An 18,857-nucleotide genomic window follows, 5' to 3' on the forward strand; every position below is an offset into this window, starting at 1 on the left:
GGGTCAACGCGTCGGTGTCGTCGAGCGTTCCACGAAGATGGCGTCCAACCTCAGGGTAGAGGGCGGCGCCTCCGGGTCGGCCAGGCGGCGTTCCAGATGGCCGACGGCGCCCTCGGCCATCTTTTCGGGATCCTGCCGGAAGGTGCTGAGCCGGTAGGCGTCCCAGGAGGCTTCGGGAATATCGTCGAAGCCGATCACCGCCAGGTCCCGTGGGATGTCGAGACCGAAGCGACCGCGTGCCCGGTCCATCAGACCGATGGCGACGAGATCGTTGACGCAGAAGACCGCTTCGGGCCGCCCGTCCGGGCGATTTCCGGCAAACAGCGCGTCGGCTGCGTCCTGACCGCCGGCATAGTCCGCCTCCTGGCCATGCGCGCGGATAACGCTGGCGCCGAGGCTCCGTGCCTCGTTGGTGAAGGCGTTCTCGCGTTCCACCAGGCTTGGCGTGGCGGAGGTGACGCCAGCCAGCGCCAGCCGGGTGAAGCCGCGCTCGACGAAGAGCCGGGCAGCCGTGCGGGCGGCTCCGGAATTGTCGATGCGGACATGATCGCAGTCCGGCTCGGAGCGGCCGATCATGATCAGCGGCTGGCCGTTGCGCCGGGCAAGGTCGACGAAAGATGCGGGCGGCGAGCCCGACAGGATGATGGTCGCGGCCGCGCGATAGCCGAAGAGGGCGTTCTGGGCTGCCTGCAATTCCTGCTCCAGACTGCCGGTGTTGATGATCAACGGCACGCTGCCGCGCAGGATCAGCGCCCGGGTGAGGGCGGAAACGAGGTGGGCACGAAAGCCCACTTCGGGCCGGGTGACGATCAGCCCGACGAGGCGGCTGCGGTTGGCGAGCAGGCCGCGGGCCAGATCGTTGACCTGGTAGCCGAGTTCGGCCGCCGCCTGCATGACCTTTTCTCGGGTCTCGGGTGCGATGCTGGCGCCGGGCGTGAACGCGCGAGAGACGGCCGAGCGGGAGACGCCGGCCTTCTCTGCCACCTGCTGCGCGCTGATAAAGCGCCGCGCGGGGGTCTTGTCACCCTGATCCTGTTTCAATGGCCAACCTTCGACAGCACGTCGGATCTGAGGAATCGCTCGACGACGAGCATGAAAGCAATGGACGGGATCAGGAGCAACAGCGCCGTGATCGATGCCACCTGATAGTTGCCGCCGGCCCCGGCAGTGTACAGCAGCAGGGGCAGCAGATTGACGTCGGGAGCGCCGACGAAATAGCTGCCGGTGAACTCGTCGAGCGATTCCAGGAACACGAAGATCGCGCTGGCCAGCAGCCCGGGGGCGGCGAGCGGCAGGGTCACGTCCCGAAACGCGCGGAAGGCGCCGGCGCCGAGCGAGCGGGCCGCCTGTTCCAATTCCTGGTCTACGGCGGAGAAGGCGGCAGTGGCGATCCACACCGCATAGACCAGCCCATGGGTGACATGCACCAGCACAACGCCGGCGACCGTACCGTTGAGGCCGATCTGGTAGAAGAGCCGGGCGATGTTGACGTAGACCGGCAGGTTGGGAAAGGCCTGCGGAATCAGGAAGGCGAGCAGGATCAGGGCCCGGAAGGGCAGGCGCAGACGGGCCAGCGCATAACCGGCAGGCACTGCCAGCGCGAGGGCCAGCACCACGGTGAGGCTTGCCACCAGCACGCTGTTGGCGAGCGACTCCATGGCGTTGCCGCGCGGCGAGAACACCCGTTGCCAGTAGCTGAAGCCGTATTCCAGCGGCAGCGCATGCGGGAAGTACCAGCGTTCGGCGACGGTCCACAGGACGAGGTTGGTCAGCGGACCGAAGATGATGAAGGCCAGCAGGCCGAGCACGACGGCGCGCGGCACCCACCACAGATCGAGGCGGATACCCGCGGGGCGGAGCGGCGCACGGGGTGTGGTCGACGGGGCGGTCATCCGCGCTCCCTCATGCTCTGGCGCAGATAGAACCAGGCGACGCAGGCCGTCGCGGCGAGCGAGATCAGGCCGAGCGCATTGGCCACGCCATAGTCGCCATAGGCATTGATGCGGAAGGCAATGTCGGCGGTCAGCATGGTCGGCGACTGGGCGTTGATCATCAGCGGCACGGAGAGCACGGACATCATGGTGACGAAGGACAGGACCAGTCCGACCATCAAGGTGGTGGCGACCTGCGGCACGAGAATCTCGATCAGGATGCGGAGCCGCGATGCGCCGAGATTGCGAGCCGCCTCGATGGTGCCGCGGTCGACCGAGGCCATGGCCCCGGCGAGCAGCAGGGTCACGAAGGGCGTCTGCTTCCAGACGAAGGCGATCACGATGCCGCGCCAGTCGAGGAAGCTCACCGCCTGCAGCGGCGTGATGAGGCCAGCACCGACGAGAATATTGTTCATCAACCCGTTCTTGGCGAGGAAGGTGCGCAGCACCTGACCGACGACGATGAAAGGAATGAACAGCGGCCAGCGATACAGCCAGCGCAGGATCGCGACGGCGCGCGGATTCTCGCCGAGCGTCAGGTAGCCGCCAATGGCGATGGAGAAGAGCCCGATCAGACAGGTGGACAGGCTGACGATCACCACCGTGAAGAGGATGTCGGAACTGTAGAGCGCGAAGGACTTCGTGAAATTGCCCAGCCCGTAGCCTGCTTCGGTCTCGAAGGCGCCGACCACCGAGAGGGTGAGCGGCAGCACGAACAGGAACAGGATCACCGTCAGGGCGGGCAGGACGAGAAGCAGTCCGAGCAGGCGTCTTGGCATGGCGGCGTCGGTCCGGTGGCGGCCGTCCGGAGGGTCCGGACGGCCTTTGCGGTCAGGTCGGTATCAGTTCGCGGCCTTGGCCTCGTAGGCTTCCAGGATCGCGTTGTTGTAGGGCGCGATCGGGAAGGGCTTGCCATAGCTGGCGAGGTCTTCCGGCGTCACATCGGTGAACAGCTTGTTCCAGGTTTCGGCGTCGAGTTCGGCCTGCACATGCTGGGCGTCGATGCCCGGATACCAGTTGAAGCGCTTGACGATGCCTTCGGCCTGGACCTTGGGGCTGGTGGCGAGTTCGACGAACTTCTCCGCCAGTTCCTTGTTCGGGGCCTTGGCCGGGATCACGTAGTGCATCGGCTGGCCGGGCATGCCGGGCGCCGGCAGGAGCAGCTTGAACTCGGGCGGCAACTGGCCGTTGGCCTGCCAGGAGTAGAACATGTCGACCCAGACCGGACCGATGGCGATCTCGCCGCGCGACAGCAGGTCGAGAGTTCCGGCATTGCCCGGGGTCAGCGTGGCGTTCTGGGTGAACGCCTTCAGGCTGTCGAAGGCGGCATCCCACTTCTTGGTCTCCGCCTCCTCGAACGGGCCGTTCATCAGCTTGCTGGCATCGCCGTCGCCGAAGGCGTAGATCCAGCCCATGACGAAGCTGACGCCCGAGGCGCCGCCCTTGATGCCGTTATAGCCGAACTGCTTGGGATTCTCCTTCACCCAAGCCGCGAGTTCCTCGTAGCTCTTCGGCGGATTGGGCAGCAGCGCGGGGTTGTAGGCAAGCGCGGTCTGGCTGTTGAACATCGGCATGACATAGCCCTTGACGCTCGCGCCGAGCGCCATATCGGCGTTCGTCCGCGTCACCAGCTTGCCGGTGGAGATGGTGTCGCGATAGGCCTCGAGATAGCCGCCGGAGACCATCGGGCCCGCGAACTTCTCGTGCACGACGGCAACATCCGTGTCCCAGACCGTGCTGCCGGCCTGCTTCTGGGCTTCAAAGCGCTCCAGAATCTTCTGCGAGCCGGCGTCGCCGGGTCCCGTGCCGACGGCGCGTACGGTGTGGCCCGGGTTCTGCTCCTCGAAGAGCGGCCCGAGATACTCGTTGATGTAGTCGACCATGTTCTGGTCGCCGGCCGTGATCACGGTGAGCTCGGCCGCCGTCACCGGCGTGGACGCAAGGCCCAGCACCAGCGTCGCCGAAAGAAGTTTCCTCATGTCGCTACTCCGCTTTCTAGACATCATGGACGTTCAAGTCTCGGATGCTTCCAGGACGCGGCCCGTGGTGCCGTCGCTCAAGGAGCCTTCGGGGTCGGCAGGATTGCTCTGCCGGACGAAGAGGAAGAGCGCTTCGGCCGGGATGCGGATGCGCACCGCTGCGCCGAGCGCGAAGGGGGTCGGGCTGTCGACGAGCAGCACTTCGTCGCCGACCCGTACGGAGTGGCGCCAGGCGCCGCCGGGATAGCTTGCCGCCTCGATCCGGCCGGGCAGGTCCAGCGCGTCTCGGGCCGGGTTGCCGTCGCTCTCGCCCGCCACGATGGCTGCGGCTTCGGCGCGGAACCGCGCTTCCAGAGGGCCATCGGCGAGCGGGCGCCCATCCCGTGGCAGATCGGCTGGTGCATTGTTCGGGCCGGCCGCGATCTCCACCCGGTCGCCGATGATCCGCCCGGTCAGGTCGATCCGGTTTTCCGCGCCCATGAAGGCGGCGACGAAGGGTGAGGCGGGGCGGTTGTAGAGCGCCTGCGGGGTGCCCTGCTGGGCGATGCGGCCACGGTCGAGAATGACGATGCGGTCGGCCATCACCATGGCCTCCTCGCGGTCGTGGGTGACATGCACTGCGGTGATGCCGAGACGCTTCTGCAGCGCGCTGATGTCGTGGCGCACCTTGAGGCGGATGCGGGCGTCGAGATTGGACAGCGGCTCGTCGAGCAGCAGGATCTGCGGGTCGATCGCCAGCGCCCGGCCGAGCGCAACGCGCTGGCGCTGGCCGCCCGACAGGGCTCCGGGCTTGCGCTGGCCCAGGCCCGCCAGACCAAGAAGGTCTTCCAGCTCGCCGACCCGCCGGGCGATCTCGGCCTTCGACCGGCCGCGCAGCTTGAGCCCATAGCCGATGTTCTGCGCCACGGTCATATGCGGCCACAAGGCATAGGATTGGAAGACCAGCGCCATGCCGCGCTTGTCCGGCGGCTGGCGCGTCACGTCCGTACCGTTGACGGAAATGCTGCCGGCGGAGGGCTTCACGAAGCCGGCGATGGCGCGCAGCAATGTGGTCTTGCCACATCCCGACGAGCCGAGCAGCGCGACGAACTCGCCCTTGACGATCGCCAGGTCGAGGCGGTCGAGCACGCGCGTGGTGCCATAGCCCGCGGAGAGGTCGGTGATGGTCAGAAACCCCTGCGGCGTCATTTTCTGCTCATTGCACAGGTGTGCAACGTAGGGCGCGAGCCGGGTGCTGTTGTCCGCTGGAACGGGTTTCGCATTTTCTAGCCTCGGGTCGTGGGCCGCGTGACGCTGCAACGCGCATCGGCGTTTGCAAGGCGACTGATACGGGGGCTGTGTAACGGCGAGATGACGCTCAGCGATCGATCGGGGTTGATCGCGGGCTCGACGGCACCAGGTTCGGATCTGCGCGGTCGCGATGTCAGTTGAGGCTTTGAGAATTCGCGACGTCATGCAACCTTCGAACGGGAGCGATTCGCAGCATGGGTTGCCGCGCCGGAACGGCTGGCGGGCCTTGGCGGTGGGGGTCGAGAGCGTGGTTGGGCCGGGGAGGGCTTTCCGCGAGGCCGGCCCGCAGGGTTGATCTGAGGCGAAGGCCCGTTTCGGTTGCCCTCGCTGGACGGAACGGGTGATGGATCGGAGCAGCTCCTCTTCCGATCCGGCCTCGTTGAGAGAGGCCGGGATCCTTGACAGCACGCGCGGTCTGACCGCCGTGCTCGACTGTCTTCCTCATCCGGCATGGATCTTCGATCGCAGCGGGCGTTATATCTTCCAGAACCGGATCGACCGGGAGACCCATGGGGTCGCCATCGGCCTGCTGCCGAGCGAGGCCGGGCTCGGCCCCGAAGAAGGCAAGGCCTGGACCGAACTCCACCTGAAGGTGATCGCCGGCGAACGCATCCATTACAGCCGCGAGATGCAGACCCCGTTGGGCCGCATCGCCTCCGAGACCTCCATCGAGCCGGTTCTGGTCGACGGGGTGATCGTCGGCGGTGTCGGCGTGTCGGTGGACCAGACCGCCCGCACGGATGCGGTGCGCCGGCTCAACGAGGCGCACGAACGGCTGGCGGAATTCGTTGCCGTGTCCTCGGACTGGGTCTGGGAGACCGATGAGGAGCATCGCTTCACCAGCGTGATGGGGGACGGCGGCAGGCTCGGCCTCGACTTCCAGGACTGGATCGGCCGCACCCGTTGGGAGGTCGCCGACGCGGATCCCGCCACCGATGCTCTCTGGCGCAGCTATGTCGAAACGGTCGCGCGCCGCGAACCGATCGCCAGTTTCGTGTTCCGCACCTTTCGTGGCGACGGGCGGCCTCTCTGGGCCGAGGTCAGCGGCCGGCCGAGATTTCTGCCCGACGGCCGGTTCCTCGGTTATCGCGGTGTCACGCGCGACGTCACCCGGCGCGAGCGGCTGGCGGAGCAGTTGCGGCGCTCGGACATCGTGATCAAGGCGACCAACAACGCCGTGGTGGTGTGTGACCGGTTCGGCCGGGTTCTGTGGGTCAATCCGGCCTTCGAGCGGCTCACTGGATATACCGAGGCGGAGGTTCTGGGGCGCAAGCCCGGCGAGCTTCTGCACTGCCCCGAGACCGACCCTGCGACCGTGCGCGAGATGGGCGCGGCGGTTCGAGAAGGGCGTGCCGTGCGCGTGCAGGTGCTCAACCAGGCGAAAACCGGGCGTCGCTACTGGCTCGACCTCGACATCCGCCCGATCAATGGGCAGGGAGCCGAGCCGGAGGGCTTTGTCGGCGTTCAGACGGATGTGACCGAACTGGTCGAGGCGCGGGCGCTGCTGCACGATGTCATCGAGACCATTCCCGACGCCATTGCCGCCTTCGATGCGGATGACCGGCTGATCCTGTTCAATCGGTCCTATCGCGACTACTACGCGATGTCGGCGAAGCTGATCCGGGAGGGGGCGCGGTTCGAGGATATCCTGCGCCACGGCGTCATGGCCGGCCAGTATATGGATCCGGGGGCGACAGAGGAGCAGCGGGAAGCGTGGATCCGCAACCGCATCGCCCTGCATCGCGATCCGCCCAGCGAGCCGAGCATCCAGCTGCTGTCGGACGGGCGTTGGCTGCAGGTGAGCGAGCGGCGCTCGTCGAGCGGCGCCATCGTCGGGGTACGCACCGACATCACCGCCCTGAAGCAGGCGGAGCTGGCGATCCGTCGTACGGCCGAAACCGACGGGCTGACCCAGCTCGCCAATCGCTCGGTGATGATGCGCGAGCTCGACACGGCCCTGCAGGGCAATCGGCCGCGCGATCGGGTCGGTGCCTTCATCATCATCGATCTCGACCATTTCAAGTCGGTCAACGACACGCTCGGCCATGATGCGGGCGATGCTCTGCTGCGGGCGGTGGCGCAGCGGCTGCGGCGTCATGTGCGGCGCGGCGATGTTGTCGCAAGGCTTGGCGGCGACGAATTCGCTGTGTTGCTGACGGGGCTTGCGGACGAGCTTGCCGCCGAGCGCATGGCGCAGAAGCTGCACAAGGCGCTGACCGCTCGGGTCCGGCTCGGGGAGCGGATGATGCGGCCGGGCATCTCGATGGGCGTAACGCTGTTTCCGGCCGATGGCCGCACTCCGGCCGATATCGTCAAGAACGCGGATATCGCGCTTTACCAATCCAAGGCACAGGGACGGAACGGCTGGACCTTGTTCAATCCGCAATTGCGCCGACGGCTGGAGCGGCGGCACGAGTTGGGCGAGGCGCTGCGCGGAGCCATTGCGGCGGATGAGATCGAGGTGGCGTTCCAGCCGCAGCTCGACCTTGGCAGCCGCAGCATCGTCGGCTTCGAAGTGCTGGCGCGCTGGCGGCATGCCGGCCAGGCGGTCAGCCCGCTGGAGTTCATCGGCATTGCCGAGGATTTCGGCCTCGGCGGCGTGCTTGGCCGGGCGATCATGGAGCGGGCCTTTGCCGTTTTCGCCGCGGTTGCCAGCACGCGACCGGAGCCGGGTCACCTCGCTGTCAACCTGGCGACATCCCAGCTCAAGGATCCGCATTTTCCGGACTATGTCGCCGAGGCGCTGACGCGTCACGGGCTGAGCCCGCACCAACTGGAATTCGAGGTGACGGAGACCGTCCTGCTCGACCGCTCGGTGGAGAGGATCGCCGAGACCCTGGCCGAGCTCAGGCGCGTCGGTGTCAGCCTGGCGCTCGATGATTTCGGGACCGGCTACGCCTCGCTCACGCATCTCAAGCGGTTTCCGGTATCGCGGCTCAAGATCGATCAGTCCTTCGTGCGAAATATCGGCCTGTCGGAGGACGATGCGACCATCGTGCGCACCATCGCCAGCCTTGCCCACAGCCTCGGAATGACCACTGTCGCGGAGGGCGTCGAGACACTGGCTCAATTGCAGTTTCTCGAGGATCTCGGCTGCGACATCGTGCAGGGCTATCTCATCGGTCGCCCTGCACCGCGTCCATCCTGGACGCTGGAACTCGCCGCGCCAGCACAACGGGGCAGCCAGTTGCCGTAAGCGGCGTTCTGGCGAAGGCCCGTCCGGCATGAGGTCGTGGCCGGGGTTCCAGGTCTGCCGGATGCTGCGACAGATCGCGCTGGGCCGAGGCGCCGGGAGATGAGCCGGCGCTGTCGTGTCGTGGGCTTTCTGCCCTCTCGGCGTCGCACCCGAAGTGCCGCAGTTCCTGGGAAAGGAACGAGCTGTCCGGCCCTGCGCTGCGCTGCAATCAGTTCTTCTTACGCAATGCCCCTGGACAAAAACTGAGCAGCCGGTCGCGCCAGGCGCAGAATTAAATGCCTGTCCTGTTCGGAACAACAGTTGATCGTGCTGTCGGATCATCGGGTTTCGGCAATTCTCCTGCTCGCGACAGGTCAGACTTACTGAAGCGGTGGCGTGGGCTGGGTTTCCTGGTCCACGCCGGAGGGGGATCCAACGACATGTGCACGGTTCGTGAACAGAAGGCAGCGACGGACATCAGCCCACTCGCCGCGCATTGCTGTTTGAGCTTCGACATTGCCGGCGGATCTGCCGCGCCCCGCACCGCTGCGCCAGAAACCGGGGCGAGCCGATGAGCGCACATATCCACGCCGTATCCGCGCCCGAGGTGGCGCTGTCGGTGCGCGGGCTGACGATCAGCCTGCCGAAGGGCATGGAACGTGCGCATGCGGTCGAGAACATCTCCTTCGATCTGCCCCGCGGTCAGATCCTGTGCGTCATCGGGGAATCCGGCTCCGGCAAGTCGGTAACGGCCAACACCATCATGGGGCTTCTGCCGAAAGCGATCGGAATCACCGCCGGGTCGATCCAGTTGGACGGACGAGAGATCGTCGGTATGGGGCCCGAGGCCTTGCGCAGTCTGCGCGGCCGGGTGGTGTCGATGATCTTTCAGGATCCGTTATCGGCGCTGAACCCGCTGATGACCGTCGGGGCGCAGATCGACGAGGCGATGCTGGCCCATGGCGTCGGCACCCCGACCTCCCGGCGCGAGCGTGCCATCGAGCTGCTGACCGAGGTCGGCCTGCCCGATCCGGAAGTGATGTATCACCAGTATCCGTTCCGGCTGTCGGGCGGCCAGCGGCAGCGGGTGATGATCGCCATGGCCCTGGCGCTCGAACCCGCCATGCTGATTGCCGACGAGCCGACAACGGCGCTCGACGTGACCACCCAGGCGCAGATCCTGAAACTGATCCGCGACATCCAGCATCGCAAGGGGATGAGCGTGATGTTCATCACCCATGATTTCGGTGTCGTCGCAGAGATCGCCGACAGCGTCGTGGTCATGGAGAAGGGACGGGTCGTCGAACAAGGCAGCGCCAGCAAGGTTCTGAGGACGCCGGAGCACCCCTATACCAAGCGGCTGATCGCCGCGGTCCCGCATTTGACCGGCGAGGACCGCAAGCCGATACCGGCCAAGGATGCCGGGCCGATCCTGAAGGTGGAAAATCTGGTCAAGACCTATCGCAGCGGCAGCGCATTGTTTCGAACATTGCGCGTTGTGCCCGCTGTGAAGGGTGTCTCCTTCGAGGTCGCGGCGGGCCGCACCCTGGGTGTCGTCGGCGAGAGCGGCTCCGGCAAGTCGTCCCTGGGCCGGCTGCTGATCAAGCTGATGGACTGCGACGGCGGGTGCATCCTGTTCGACGGGGTCGACATAGCACCCCTGTCGGAACCCGCGTTCCGCAGCTCGCGGCAGAAGATCCAGATGATCTTTCAGGATCCGTTTGCCTCGCTCAATCCCCGCACAACGATCGGCCGCATCCTGACGGTCGGACCGCTGGCGCATGGCATGGCCTATGCCAAGGCACGGGAAGAGGCGCGGGCGCTTCTCGATCATGTCGGGCTCGATGCCGGGGCGTTCGATCGCTACCCGCACGAGTTCTCGGGCGGCCAGCGGCAGCGCATCGGCATCGCGCGGGCGCTGATGTTCAAACCGAAGCTGTTGATCGCGGATGAAGCTGTCTCGGCGCTCGATGTGTCGATCCAGGCGCAGATCCTGCAACTGCTGGACCGGGTCCAGCGCGAGACCGGGGTCTCGATGATCTTCATCACCCACGACCTGCGCGTCGCCAGCCAGATCTGCGACGAGATCGCGGTGATGCAGAAGGGGGAGATCGTGGAGCAGGGGCCCCCCTCCCAGATCTTCCTCAACCCGCAGTCCGACTACACGCGCGAACTGGTTGCCGCCATTCCGGGCGAGCGCCCGCAAGGGCAGAAACCGGAAGCGGCCGAGAGTTAATCGCAAGGACCAACCGTCAAAAAGAGAGGGTGCCACATGACCAAGAACGAATTCCTCAAGTCCGGCTATTCACGGCGCGCCGCCCTTCGCCTGTTTGCGGCAGGTGGCGCGGCGGGGCTTTTTGCGCCCCATCTCCTGGGCAGGCCCGCCTTTGCCCAGACCCCGCCGGCTGCCCCGACCGGCCGGATCATCGTCGGCATCTCGCAGGAGCCGACGGTGTTCAATCCGCTGATGGCGCATATCGAGGTGGACGACGGCGTGCACTTCTCGATGTTCGATGCCTTGTTCCGCATTGATCCGCAGGGTGTCATCGTGCCCAATCTGGCGGCGGAGGTGCCGAGCCAGGCCAATGGCGGGATCTCGGAAGACGGATTGAGCTGGCGTATCCGCCTGCGCGACGACGTCCGCTGGCATGACGGCGAAGCCTTCACCGCCGAAGACGTGAAATTCACCCTCGAGCTCATCACCAAGCCCGATTTCCGCGCCTGGCGCACCACCGGCCATGCGCTGCTCCGCGATATCGCCGTGGTGTCGCCGACCGAGATCACGTGGCGGATGGAACGGGCATTCGCTCCCTATCTGTCGTTCCTGACCGAGACCTTCATCGTGCCCAGGCACATTCTGGAGAAGGAGGCGGATCCCAATACGGCCGCCTTCAACCAGGCGCCCATCGGCACCGGCGCATTCAAATGGGGCAAGCGCATTGCCGGCGATCATCTGGAGCTTGTCGCGAATCCCGACTATTTCGGCGAGGGGCCCTATATCGAGCAGTTGATCTTCAAGTACATCCCGGACATGACCGTGCTGTACACCCAGTTCCGCAGCGGCGACATCGATCTGGTCGGCCAAGCCTACATCACCCCGGACAATTACGAGGAGGCCCGCAACCTTCCCGGCCGCGTCGTGACGCTGGTCCCCAAAGGGTCGGTGGAATCGATCTATCTCAATCTTGAGCGTCCGCAGTTCAAGGACCGGGCCGTTCGCGAGGCCCTCTATCTTGCGATCGACCGCCACGCGATCATCGATGGGCTGAACTACGGTGTTCCGGGCATGACCGAGACCTTCATGCCGCTGCAGTCCTACTATCACAATCCGGACCTTCCCAAGCACGAGTTCAATCTCGACCGCGCGCGTCAGCTTCTGGACGAGGCCGGCTGGGTTCCGGGGGCGGACGGCATCCGCGTCAAGGACGGCGTGCGGCTGTCGTTCAAGAATTCCACCACCTCGGGGGCCCATCTGCGGGAGCAGGCGCAGCAATTCATCCAGCAGACCTTTGCCGAGATCGGCGTGGAAATGACGATCGAGAACCTTCCTTCGGCGGTGATGTGGGGAGACTTCTGGTCTCAGTCGCAATTCGACACCGCCATGGTGGGCATCACCTATCTGATCGGTGCCGATCCCGACGTGACCAACCGGTTCCATACCAAGGCCATCGTCGCCAAGGGTGGCAGCGGATCGAACAACGCGCAGTATTCCGACGCCGAGGTCGACGCCCTGCTCGAGGAGGGCAGCCGCACCTTCGATCCCGAAGCGCGCAGGAAGATCTATTTCCGGGTGCAGGAACTCATTCGCCGGGATCTGCCCTTCCTGCCGCTGTTCGCCAACACCCTGGTCTACGGACACAAGGAGGGCATCGAAGGCTACGTGCCCAATGGCAACACGCGCACGGAATCCTGGCATGCGGCAGGCTGGTTCCGAGCCTGAATGCACTTTCCGCCGCCCGCGACCAGGTCGTTGCGGGCGGCGGGCATGCCGCGAGGCGCCTGTCTTGAAGGGAGGGGGCCATGCCCGCTTTTCTGCTCAAACGCCTGATGCAGAGCGTGATGCTGCTGGTGATCGTGTCGATCATCGGTTTTGTCGTGCTGAACCTCATTCCCGGCGGGCCAATGGCGCAATATGCCCTCGACCCCGGCATGACCCAGGAGGACATGAACCGGCTGGCCGAGCAGCTTGGGCTGAACCGCCCGCTCTGGGTCCAGTATCTCGACTGGATCTGGCGGCTTGTGCAAGGCGACTGGGGGACATCGTTTCGCGACGGCAGCCCGGTGCTGGACGTGATCGGCCGGCATGTCTTCGCGACCTTGTTGCTGATGGGATCCTCGACGGTGATCGCCGTCGCCATCGGCACATGGATCGGCATTCGCGGTGCCACGCATCGCTATTCGGCGTTCGACTACCTGGCGACCGTCGGTGCGATGATCGCTCTCTCGATCCCGACCTTCTGGTTCGGGCTGATTGGAATCTACGTGTTCTCGCTGAAGCTCGGCTGGCTGCCTGCGGGCAACATGTACACGATCGGCGACGGCTCGGTCCTGAACTACCTGCACCATCTCATCATGCCGTCGACGGTTCTCGCGCTCGTGCATATCGCGATCTGGAGCCGTTTCATGCGCGCAGCGACGCTCGATGCCATCAGCCAGGAATTCGTGAAGACCGCCCGGGCCAAGGGCGTCGGCGAGCGCCGGGTCATCCTGAAACATGTCGTCGGCAACGCCCTGCTGCCCATGATCACCCTGGCCGGAGTGCAGCTTCCTTCGCTCCTGACCGGGGCGCTGGTGACGGAAACCGTCTTCACCTGGCCGGGAATGGGACGGCTGTTCCTCGATAGCCTTGGCTATAGCGACTATCCGGTCGTGATGGGTCTGCTGATCTTCTCGGCCATTCTCACCATTGCCGGCAATCTCATCGCCGATATCGTCGTCGCGCTGGTCGATCCGCGCATTCGTCTGGCCTGATCCAGGTCCACAGGAACGGGATGATCGCGAAATGACTACGTTTTCCGCTGTTCACACGCCAAGCCGCTGGTGGCAAAGCCGCGTCATGCGCCGGTTCATGGGGCATCGGCTGGCGCTGCTGGGGCTGTCGATGATCACCTTGCTGACGCTTGCCTGCATCGTCGGCCCCTCTCTCCTGCCCTATGACTCGCTCTCCATCGACCTGCGGGCGCGTTTCGCTCCGCCCCTGTCCGGCGGCCATTATCTGGGCACCGATCCTCTTGGCCGAGACGTCGCGGCCAGGCTGCTGATGGCGGGGCGGATCTCGCTGCTCGTGGGGTTCACGGCCATGCTGCTCTCGATCCTGGTCGGCACGGTCGTCGGCGTGATCGCAGGGTATCAGGGGGGGTGGATCAACGCGGTGCTGATGCGCACGGTGGACGGTTTCCTGTCCTATCCGTCGATCTTCCTGCTGCTGGCGCTCGCTGCCGCCTTGAAGCCCAGTCCGGTCATGATCACGATCATCATTGCCGTGACAAGCTGGATGGAGGTTGCCCGCATCGTCGAGGCCGAGGTGCGGTCGCTCAAGGAGCGCGAGTTCGTCCTCGCGGGGCGGATGCTGGGTCTGGGCCGGGCCCATATCATGTTCCGCGAGATCCTTCCAAACGCCATGGGGCCGATCATCGTCGCCGCCACGCTCACCGTGGCCCGGGCAATCCTGCTCGAAGCCTATGTCAGCTTCCTCGGCTTCGGGATCCAGCCGCCGCTGCCGAGCTGGGGCAATATGCTGAACGGTGCGCAGCAATATCTCGGCAGTGCGCCCTGGCTCGCCATCATACCCGGTGCCGCGATCACCATTGCCGTTACCAGTTTCAACTTCATCGGCGACGGGCTGCGGGACGCCCTCGATGTGCGTCATGACACCATCTGAAGAGGCGCCGATGCGCAATCACTCCAAACTGGCCGAAAAATCCACCCCCTATTGGTGGGAGGCCGCCCCCGTCCAACCCTTGCCCCGCCAGCCGCTGCACACACGTCAGGATGTGGTGATTGTCGGCGCGGGCTATACCGGGCTGGCCGCCGCACTCACCCTGGCGCGGGCAGGACGCTCGGTTGCGGTCTTCGACGCGCTGAACCCGGGCGAGGGTGCCTCGTCGCGCAATGGCGGGATCACCAGCGGCTCGATCCGCCCGGGATTTGCGACGCTTGTCCGGCATTTTGGCGAGCAGACCGCGCTCGCCATCGAGGCAGAGGGCAAGACCGCCCGAGCGTTTTTCTACGACTTCATCCGCACCGAAGGGCTTGACTGCGATTTCGCGCTGACCGGTCTGTTCAAGGGCGCGCTGGGGTTTGACCAGTACGACGAGATGGCCCGCGGTGCCGAGGCGCTGGCGAAAAGGCTAGGTATCGAATCCTATGCCGTGCCGTATGCGGACCAGCGGGACTACATCGGTACCGGGTTCTATCGCGGGGGCACGGTCCGCATGGATATCGGCGGCCTTCACCCGGCCAAGTTTCATGCCGAACTCCTGCGCATCGCGCTGGCTGCGGGCGTGATCGTTCATGCGCACACGCCGGTGACGGCGATGGAGCGGGACGGCCGGGTGTTCCGCATCGCAACCGCAGCCGGGACCGTCGAGGCGGGGCAGGTTCTTGTCTGCACCAACGGCTATACGGACGGAGCGGCACCCTACCTGCGACGGCGCCTGGTTCCGGTGCGCAGCCGGATGATCGCCACCGAGGAGCTGCCGTCCGCCGTGATGGCGCATTTGATGCCGCGCCGGATGATGATGGGAGAGAACAGGCAACTGGGCTTTTATTACCGGCCTTCTCCCGATGGCAGGCGTATCCTGCTGGGCGGGCGCGACAGTTCGCGCGTCGGCGACCCGGCTGCGCCGACGCTGCGCCTGCGCGCCGGATTGGTGGAGCTCTTCCCCGAACTGGAGGGAGTCCGCCTGACGCATAGCTGGTTCGGCAATGTGGCGATGAACCGCGACATGCTGCCCCGCCTGTTCGAGCGCGACGGCGTCGTCTACGCCACCGGGTTTTGCGGGTCTGGCGTCGTCTGGGCACCCTGGCTGGGGATGCGGGCGGCCCACAGGCTGCTGGGGCGAGAGGCGGAGGCTCGCACCGCTTTCGACTTCCGGCCGCCTGCCGCCGTGCCGTTCTACCGGGGCAATCCATGGTTCATGCCCGCGATCATCCGCGGTTACGCCCTGCAGGATCGACTTGCGATGTGGCGTGCGCGCCGATAACGGCCCGTCCTTTCAAGAATGCGAGCGCCTTCGGCTCCAGAGTGCCGGCGCAGCCGTTCTCGCGCTCCGGAACAAGGTGTCTGCAATGAAAACGCTTCTTCTGAAGAAAGATGAAGTCAGAAGGCTGATTTCCACAAAGGATGTCATTGACGCAGTTGAGGAGGCCTACAGGGCCTTCAACAGCGGTCTGGTGGAGCAACCAGGCTACACGGGCATACACCTGCCGCCCCACGGCGAGATCGACTTCAAGATCGGCTATCACAAGGCCGGCGAACTGATCTCGATGAAGGCCTCGTCGGGCGGGTTCACCGAAAATCCCGCCCTCTACGGCGTGCCCAACGGCATGGGCACGATCCTGCTGTTCGATGCCAGAAGCTGTGCGCTGATCTGCATCATGGACGGCAGTTTGATCACCGGCCTCAGGACCGGGGCGGCGGGGGCGGTTTCGGTCAAGCTGCTTGCGCGGAAGGATGCCCGCCGCCTCGCCTCGATCGGGACGGGCAACCAGGCGCGGATGCAGATCCGGGCGATCAGCGAAGTCATGAAGATCGAGGCGGTTCATGCCGCGAATCGCAGCCCGGACGCGCTGGCCGCCTTCAAGGCGGATATCGAACGGGAGTTCGGCATCCCGGTGATGCCGGAGCAATCCGTTCGCGACGCCGTCGAGAAGGCCGACATCCTGATCACCACGACCCGCGGGAGCGGGCCGGTGGTCGAAGCCGACTGGGTCAGGCCCGGCACGCATATCATTGCGATCGGAACCGATCAGCGCGGCAAGCAGGAACTGGATCCGGAGATTTTCCGGGATGCCAAGGTGGTTGTCGATTCCCTGTCGCAATGCGTCGAGAAGGGCGAGACATGGCACCCGTTGAACCGGGGCATCATTGCCCGATCCGACATCCATGCCGAGATCGGGGAGATCTTGCTGGGGAGGAAGCCGGGCCGGGAAAGCGATGCGGAGGTGACCATCTTCGATTCCACCGGAATGGCCATCCAGGACAACACGACCGCCGCAGCGATCTACAGGAACGCCCTGGCGGGAAACCTCGGGATGCCCTTCGATTTCCTCGAACCGGGGCCGCGTCTCAAGGACGGGAAGGACAAAGACAATGCGCAACCATCCGACCATTGAGGATATTCTCGAGGCCCGCGAACGGCTGAAGCCCCATATCCGCCATACGCCATTGTTGCGGGCCGACAGGATCGAGAGCGCGGCCGGGTGTCAGGTGTACCTGAAGCCCGAAACACTCCAGATCACCGGCGCCTTCAAGATCCGCGGCGCCCTGAACAAGACCTTGTCGCTGTCGCGGGAAGAGATTGCCAACGGCCTGATATCGTCCTCCTCGGGAAATCACGCGCAAGGCCTGTCCTACGCAGCGCGGATGCTGGGCGTGAAAGTGGTGCTGGTGCTTCCGGTGACCACGCCAAGGATCAAGATTGCCAACACCAGGGCTTTGGGCGCGGAGGTCATTCTTTTCGACGGTGACAATGCCGCCAGGTGGAAGAAGGTCTACGAGATCGCCGAACAGAACGGCTATGCGGTCGTTCACGGCTTTGAAGATCCGCTGGTGATGGCCGGTCAGGGGACGATCGGCTGCGAAATCCTCGAAGATCTGGAAGATGTGGACACGGTTGTTGTGCCGCTGGGCGGCGGAGGCCTGATCTCGGGAATCGCTACCGCAATCAAGGAAACGAACCCTTCCGTCCGCGTCATCGGCGCGGAACCGTCCCTGACACCGAAATATCATCGCAGCCGGCTCAACAAGGAGCGCACGTCGCTGCCGCTGAAAGACACCATCGCCGATGGGTTGAGGATCAGCGTGCCAGGCCAGAACCCGTTTCCGATCATCGAGAAATACGTCGATGAGATCGTTCTGGTCGAGGATGAGCATATCGTCGCGGGCATGCGTGCTCTGGCGAGGGATGCGAAACTGATCGCGGAACCGGCGGCCGCGATCGGGATCGGCGCCCTGCTGGCGGGATCGCTTACGGTGAGGTCCGACGAGAAGGTCTGTGTCGTGCTCACCGGCGGCAACTGGGATTTGCGCGATCTCGCCGAAGTCTACGGAGCGGCCGAACAGGCCCTGGAAGATTAGCGGGGTCGCAGGATGGCACCTGCAAGGGGATGAGCTGGTGATGGGGCCGGGCCGCCTGCCGGGTGGCTTCCCTATGACCGCAGCAACACCTCCCGCTGCGACAGATTCTTCCGTTGCCTTGTCCGAAACGGAAGAATCTGTTGGCCGATTTGCCCTATATAGAGGGAGAGGTCGGTTCCGACCGCCATGTCGCTGACGGTTCACCTGGCGGCTTCGGAGGGGAGTTGCGGATGAACCAGGACATTGGAGATCGAGTTGCAGAGCCTCCGCGCGGTGCGCATTCGGCTGGCGGCGACGCGAGAGACGATCTGGACGCGACGCTGCGGGTCGATGCCTATTCCGCCAAGATCGTTCCCGTGACCCCGCAGCAGCGGGATCTCCTGTATGAGCTGACGGTCAGCGTGTTCTGGCCGCACCGCAACGACGACCTCGATCTGTTCATCTCTCTGGGTCACGGCTACGTCGCCCTGGATGAAATTGGCCGCCCGCTCGGTTCCGCCATGTATTTCTCGATGGGCGACGATTTTGCCATGCTCGGCATGATGGTGACGCCGCCGCGTCTGCAGGCGCAGGGGGCGGGACGCTGGCTGTTGCGGCGGATCATGCGCGACTGCGGGACGCGCGACCTGCGGCTCAGTGCAACGCGCTCCGGTTATCGGCTCTACGAAAGCGCCGGGTTCATTCCGGTCGGGCCGATCCGGCAGCACCAGGGCATCGTCCGACCGGTTTCATCGCCGGACCCGGTCTCGGGCATCGCGTTGGCGGCGGTGTCGCAGGCTGACAGCGAGGCGATCAAGGCGCTCGACGCCCACGCCTTTGGGGCCGATCGCGGCGGGATGCTCGACGCCTTGCTCGACCTCTCCAGCGGCGTGATCGCCACCCGCGCGGGCAAGGCCTGCGGCTTTGCCCTGATGCGCCGCTTCGGCAAGGGGCAGGTGATCGGCCCGGTGGTCGCCGAGACCGAGCAGATGGCACTGCAGATCGTCGCTCCCCTGATCGCCAAGGCAGAGGGCACATTCGTGCGGATGGACGTCCCGGCACCGGGGCCCGCCTTGAGCAGCTTTCTGACGGCGTCCGGGATGGCGCTGTTCGATACGGTCACCGAGATGCGCATCGGCCCGCAACGCCGGGCGAGCGAGGGCGCCGTGACCTTCGGTCTCGCCGCCCATTCGTTGGGCTGA

14 protein-coding genes are annotated in these 18,857 nt (G+C 65.3%); 9 read left to right on the top strand and 5 right to left on the bottom strand.

Features of this window, described 5'->3' with window-relative positions:
* Positions 1-3: 3 nt before the first annotated feature.
* From P2PM1_RS17080 to P2PM1_RS17100, 5 genes are all read right to left on the bottom strand, one after another.
* Complete coding sequence (locus P2PM1_RS17080; protein ID WP_186394448.1) at positions 4-1,041, bottom strand: LacI family DNA-binding transcriptional regulator; 1,038 nt, start codon at positions 1,039-1,041, stop codon at positions 4-6.
* Entirely contained in the window at positions 1,038-1,892 is an 855-nt protein-coding gene (locus tag P2PM1_RS17085) for an ABC transporter permease (RefSeq protein WP_186387682.1), read from the bottom strand. The genes P2PM1_RS17080 and P2PM1_RS17085 overlap by 4 nt, the downstream gene beginning before the upstream one ends.
* Positions 1,889-2,710, bottom strand: coding sequence for an ABC transporter permease (locus tag P2PM1_RS17090; RefSeq protein WP_186387681.1), 822 nt, complete (start codon positions 2,708-2,710; stop codon positions 1,889-1,891). The genes P2PM1_RS17085 and P2PM1_RS17090 overlap by 4 nt, the downstream gene beginning before the upstream one ends.
* 63 nt (positions 2,711-2,773) lie before the next feature.
* Positions 2,774-3,910 (bottom strand): extracellular solute-binding protein, encoded by a 1,137-nt coding sequence (locus P2PM1_RS17095; RefSeq protein ID WP_186387680.1) that lies wholly within the window; start codon positions 3,908-3,910, stop codon positions 2,774-2,776.
* Between the two features lie 33 nt (positions 3,911-3,943).
* Positions 3,944-5,098: an ABC transporter ATP-binding protein gene (locus tag P2PM1_RS17100; protein WP_186399872.1), complete on the bottom strand. Its 1,155-nt coding sequence runs from the start codon at positions 5,096-5,098 to the stop codon at positions 3,944-3,946.
* 445 nt (positions 5,099-5,543) lie between these two features.
* On the opposite strand from P2PM1_RS17100, the gene P2PM1_RS17105 reads away from it, so the two are divergent.
* The 9 genes from P2PM1_RS17105 to P2PM1_RS17145 all read left to right on the top strand — a co-directional run bounded on the left by P2PM1_RS17105 (position 5,544) and on the right by P2PM1_RS17145 (position 18,857).
* Positions 5,544-8,396, top strand: a complete 2,853-nt coding sequence (locus P2PM1_RS17105; protein WP_186399873.1) for an EAL domain-containing protein — start codon at positions 5,544-5,546, stop codon at positions 8,394-8,396.
* 550 nt (positions 8,397-8,946) lie between these two features.
* Positions 8,947-10,611 (top strand): ABC transporter ATP-binding protein, encoded by a 1,665-nt coding sequence (locus P2PM1_RS17110; RefSeq protein ID WP_186399874.1) that lies wholly within the window; start codon positions 8,947-8,949, stop codon positions 10,609-10,611.
* Between the two features lie 36 nt (positions 10,612-10,647).
* Complete coding sequence (locus P2PM1_RS17115; RefSeq protein WP_186399875.1) at positions 10,648-12,315, top strand: peptide ABC transporter substrate-binding protein; 1,668 nt, start codon at positions 10,648-10,650, stop codon at positions 12,313-12,315.
* A gap of 80 nt (positions 12,316-12,395) precedes the next feature.
* Positions 12,396-13,346: an ABC transporter permease gene (locus P2PM1_RS17120; protein ID WP_186399876.1), complete on the top strand. Its 951-nt coding sequence runs from the start codon at positions 12,396-12,398 to the stop codon at positions 13,344-13,346.
* 31 nt (positions 13,347-13,377) lie between these two features.
* Complete coding sequence (locus P2PM1_RS17125) at positions 13,378-14,256, top strand: ABC transporter permease (protein ID WP_186399877.1); 879 nt, start codon at positions 13,378-13,380, stop codon at positions 14,254-14,256.
* A complete protein-coding gene (locus P2PM1_RS17130; RefSeq protein ID WP_244301544.1) occupies positions 14,234-15,580 on the top strand; it encodes an FAD-binding oxidoreductase in 1,347 nt (448 codons plus the stop codon). Before P2PM1_RS17125 ends, P2PM1_RS17130 begins: the two co-directional genes overlap by 23 nt.
* A gap of 85 nt (positions 15,581-15,665) precedes the next feature.
* Complete coding sequence (locus tag P2PM1_RS17135) at positions 15,666-16,712, top strand: ornithine cyclodeaminase family protein (protein WP_186399878.1); 1,047 nt, start codon at positions 15,666-15,668, stop codon at positions 16,710-16,712.
* Positions 16,690-17,676: a threonine/serine dehydratase gene (locus tag P2PM1_RS17140; protein ID WP_186399879.1), complete on the top strand. Its 987-nt coding sequence runs from the start codon at positions 16,690-16,692 to the stop codon at positions 17,674-17,676. Before P2PM1_RS17135 ends, P2PM1_RS17140 begins: the two co-directional genes overlap by 23 nt.
* A 230-nt stretch (positions 17,677-17,906) precedes the next feature.
* Positions 17,907-18,857: a GNAT family N-acetyltransferase gene (locus tag P2PM1_RS17145; RefSeq protein ID WP_186399880.1), complete on the top strand. Its 951-nt coding sequence runs from the start codon at positions 17,907-17,909 to the stop codon at positions 18,855-18,857.

Source organism: Stappia sp. P2PMeth1, from assembly GCF_900185735.1.
In the GTDB taxonomy this organism is placed as follows: domain Bacteria; phylum Pseudomonadota; class Alphaproteobacteria; order Rhizobiales; family Stappiaceae; genus Stappia.

Bases quoted from the DNA above. Each gene is read 5' to 3' on its own strand.
- P2PM1_RS17085 (WP_186387682.1), bottom strand. From the start codon at position 1,892: ATGACCGCCCCGTCGACCACACCCCGTGCGCCGCTCCGCCCCGCGGGT.
- P2PM1_RS17090 (WP_186387681.1), bottom strand. From the start codon at position 2,710: ATGCCAAGACGCCTGCTCGGACTGCTTCTCGTCCTGCCCGCCCTGACG.
- P2PM1_RS17095 (WP_186387680.1), bottom strand. From the start codon at position 3,910: ATGAGGAAACTTCTTTCGGCGACGCTGGTGCTGGGCCTTGCGTCCACG.
- P2PM1_RS17100 (WP_186399872.1), bottom strand. From the start codon at position 5,098: ATGACGCCGCAGGGGTTTCTGACCATCACCGACCTCTCCGCGGGCTAT.
- P2PM1_RS17105 (WP_186399873.1), top strand. From the start codon at position 5,544: ATGGATCGGAGCAGCTCCTCTTCCGATCCGGCCTCGTTGAGAGAGGCC.
- P2PM1_RS17110 (WP_186399874.1), top strand. From the start codon at position 8,947: ATGAGCGCACATATCCACGCCGTATCCGCGCCCGAGGTGGCGCTGTCG.
- P2PM1_RS17115 (WP_186399875.1), top strand. From the start codon at position 10,648: ATGACCAAGAACGAATTCCTCAAGTCCGGCTATTCACGGCGCGCCGCC.
- P2PM1_RS17120 (WP_186399876.1), top strand. From the start codon at position 12,396: ATGCCCGCTTTTCTGCTCAAACGCCTGATGCAGAGCGTGATGCTGCTG.
- P2PM1_RS17125 (WP_186399877.1), top strand. From the start codon at position 13,378: ATGACTACGTTTTCCGCTGTTCACACGCCAAGCCGCTGGTGGCAAAGC.
- P2PM1_RS17130 (WP_244301544.1), top strand. From the start codon at position 14,234: ATGTGCGTCATGACACCATCTGAAGAGGCGCCGATGCGCAATCACTCC.
- P2PM1_RS17135 (WP_186399878.1), top strand. From the start codon at position 15,666: ATGAAAACGCTTCTTCTGAAGAAAGATGAAGTCAGAAGGCTGATTTCC.
- P2PM1_RS17140 (WP_186399879.1), top strand. From the start codon at position 16,690: ATGCGCAACCATCCGACCATTGAGGATATTCTCGAGGCCCGCGAACGG.
- P2PM1_RS17145 (WP_186399880.1), top strand. From the start codon at position 17,907: ATGAACCAGGACATTGGAGATCGAGTTGCAGAGCCTCCGCGCGGTGCG.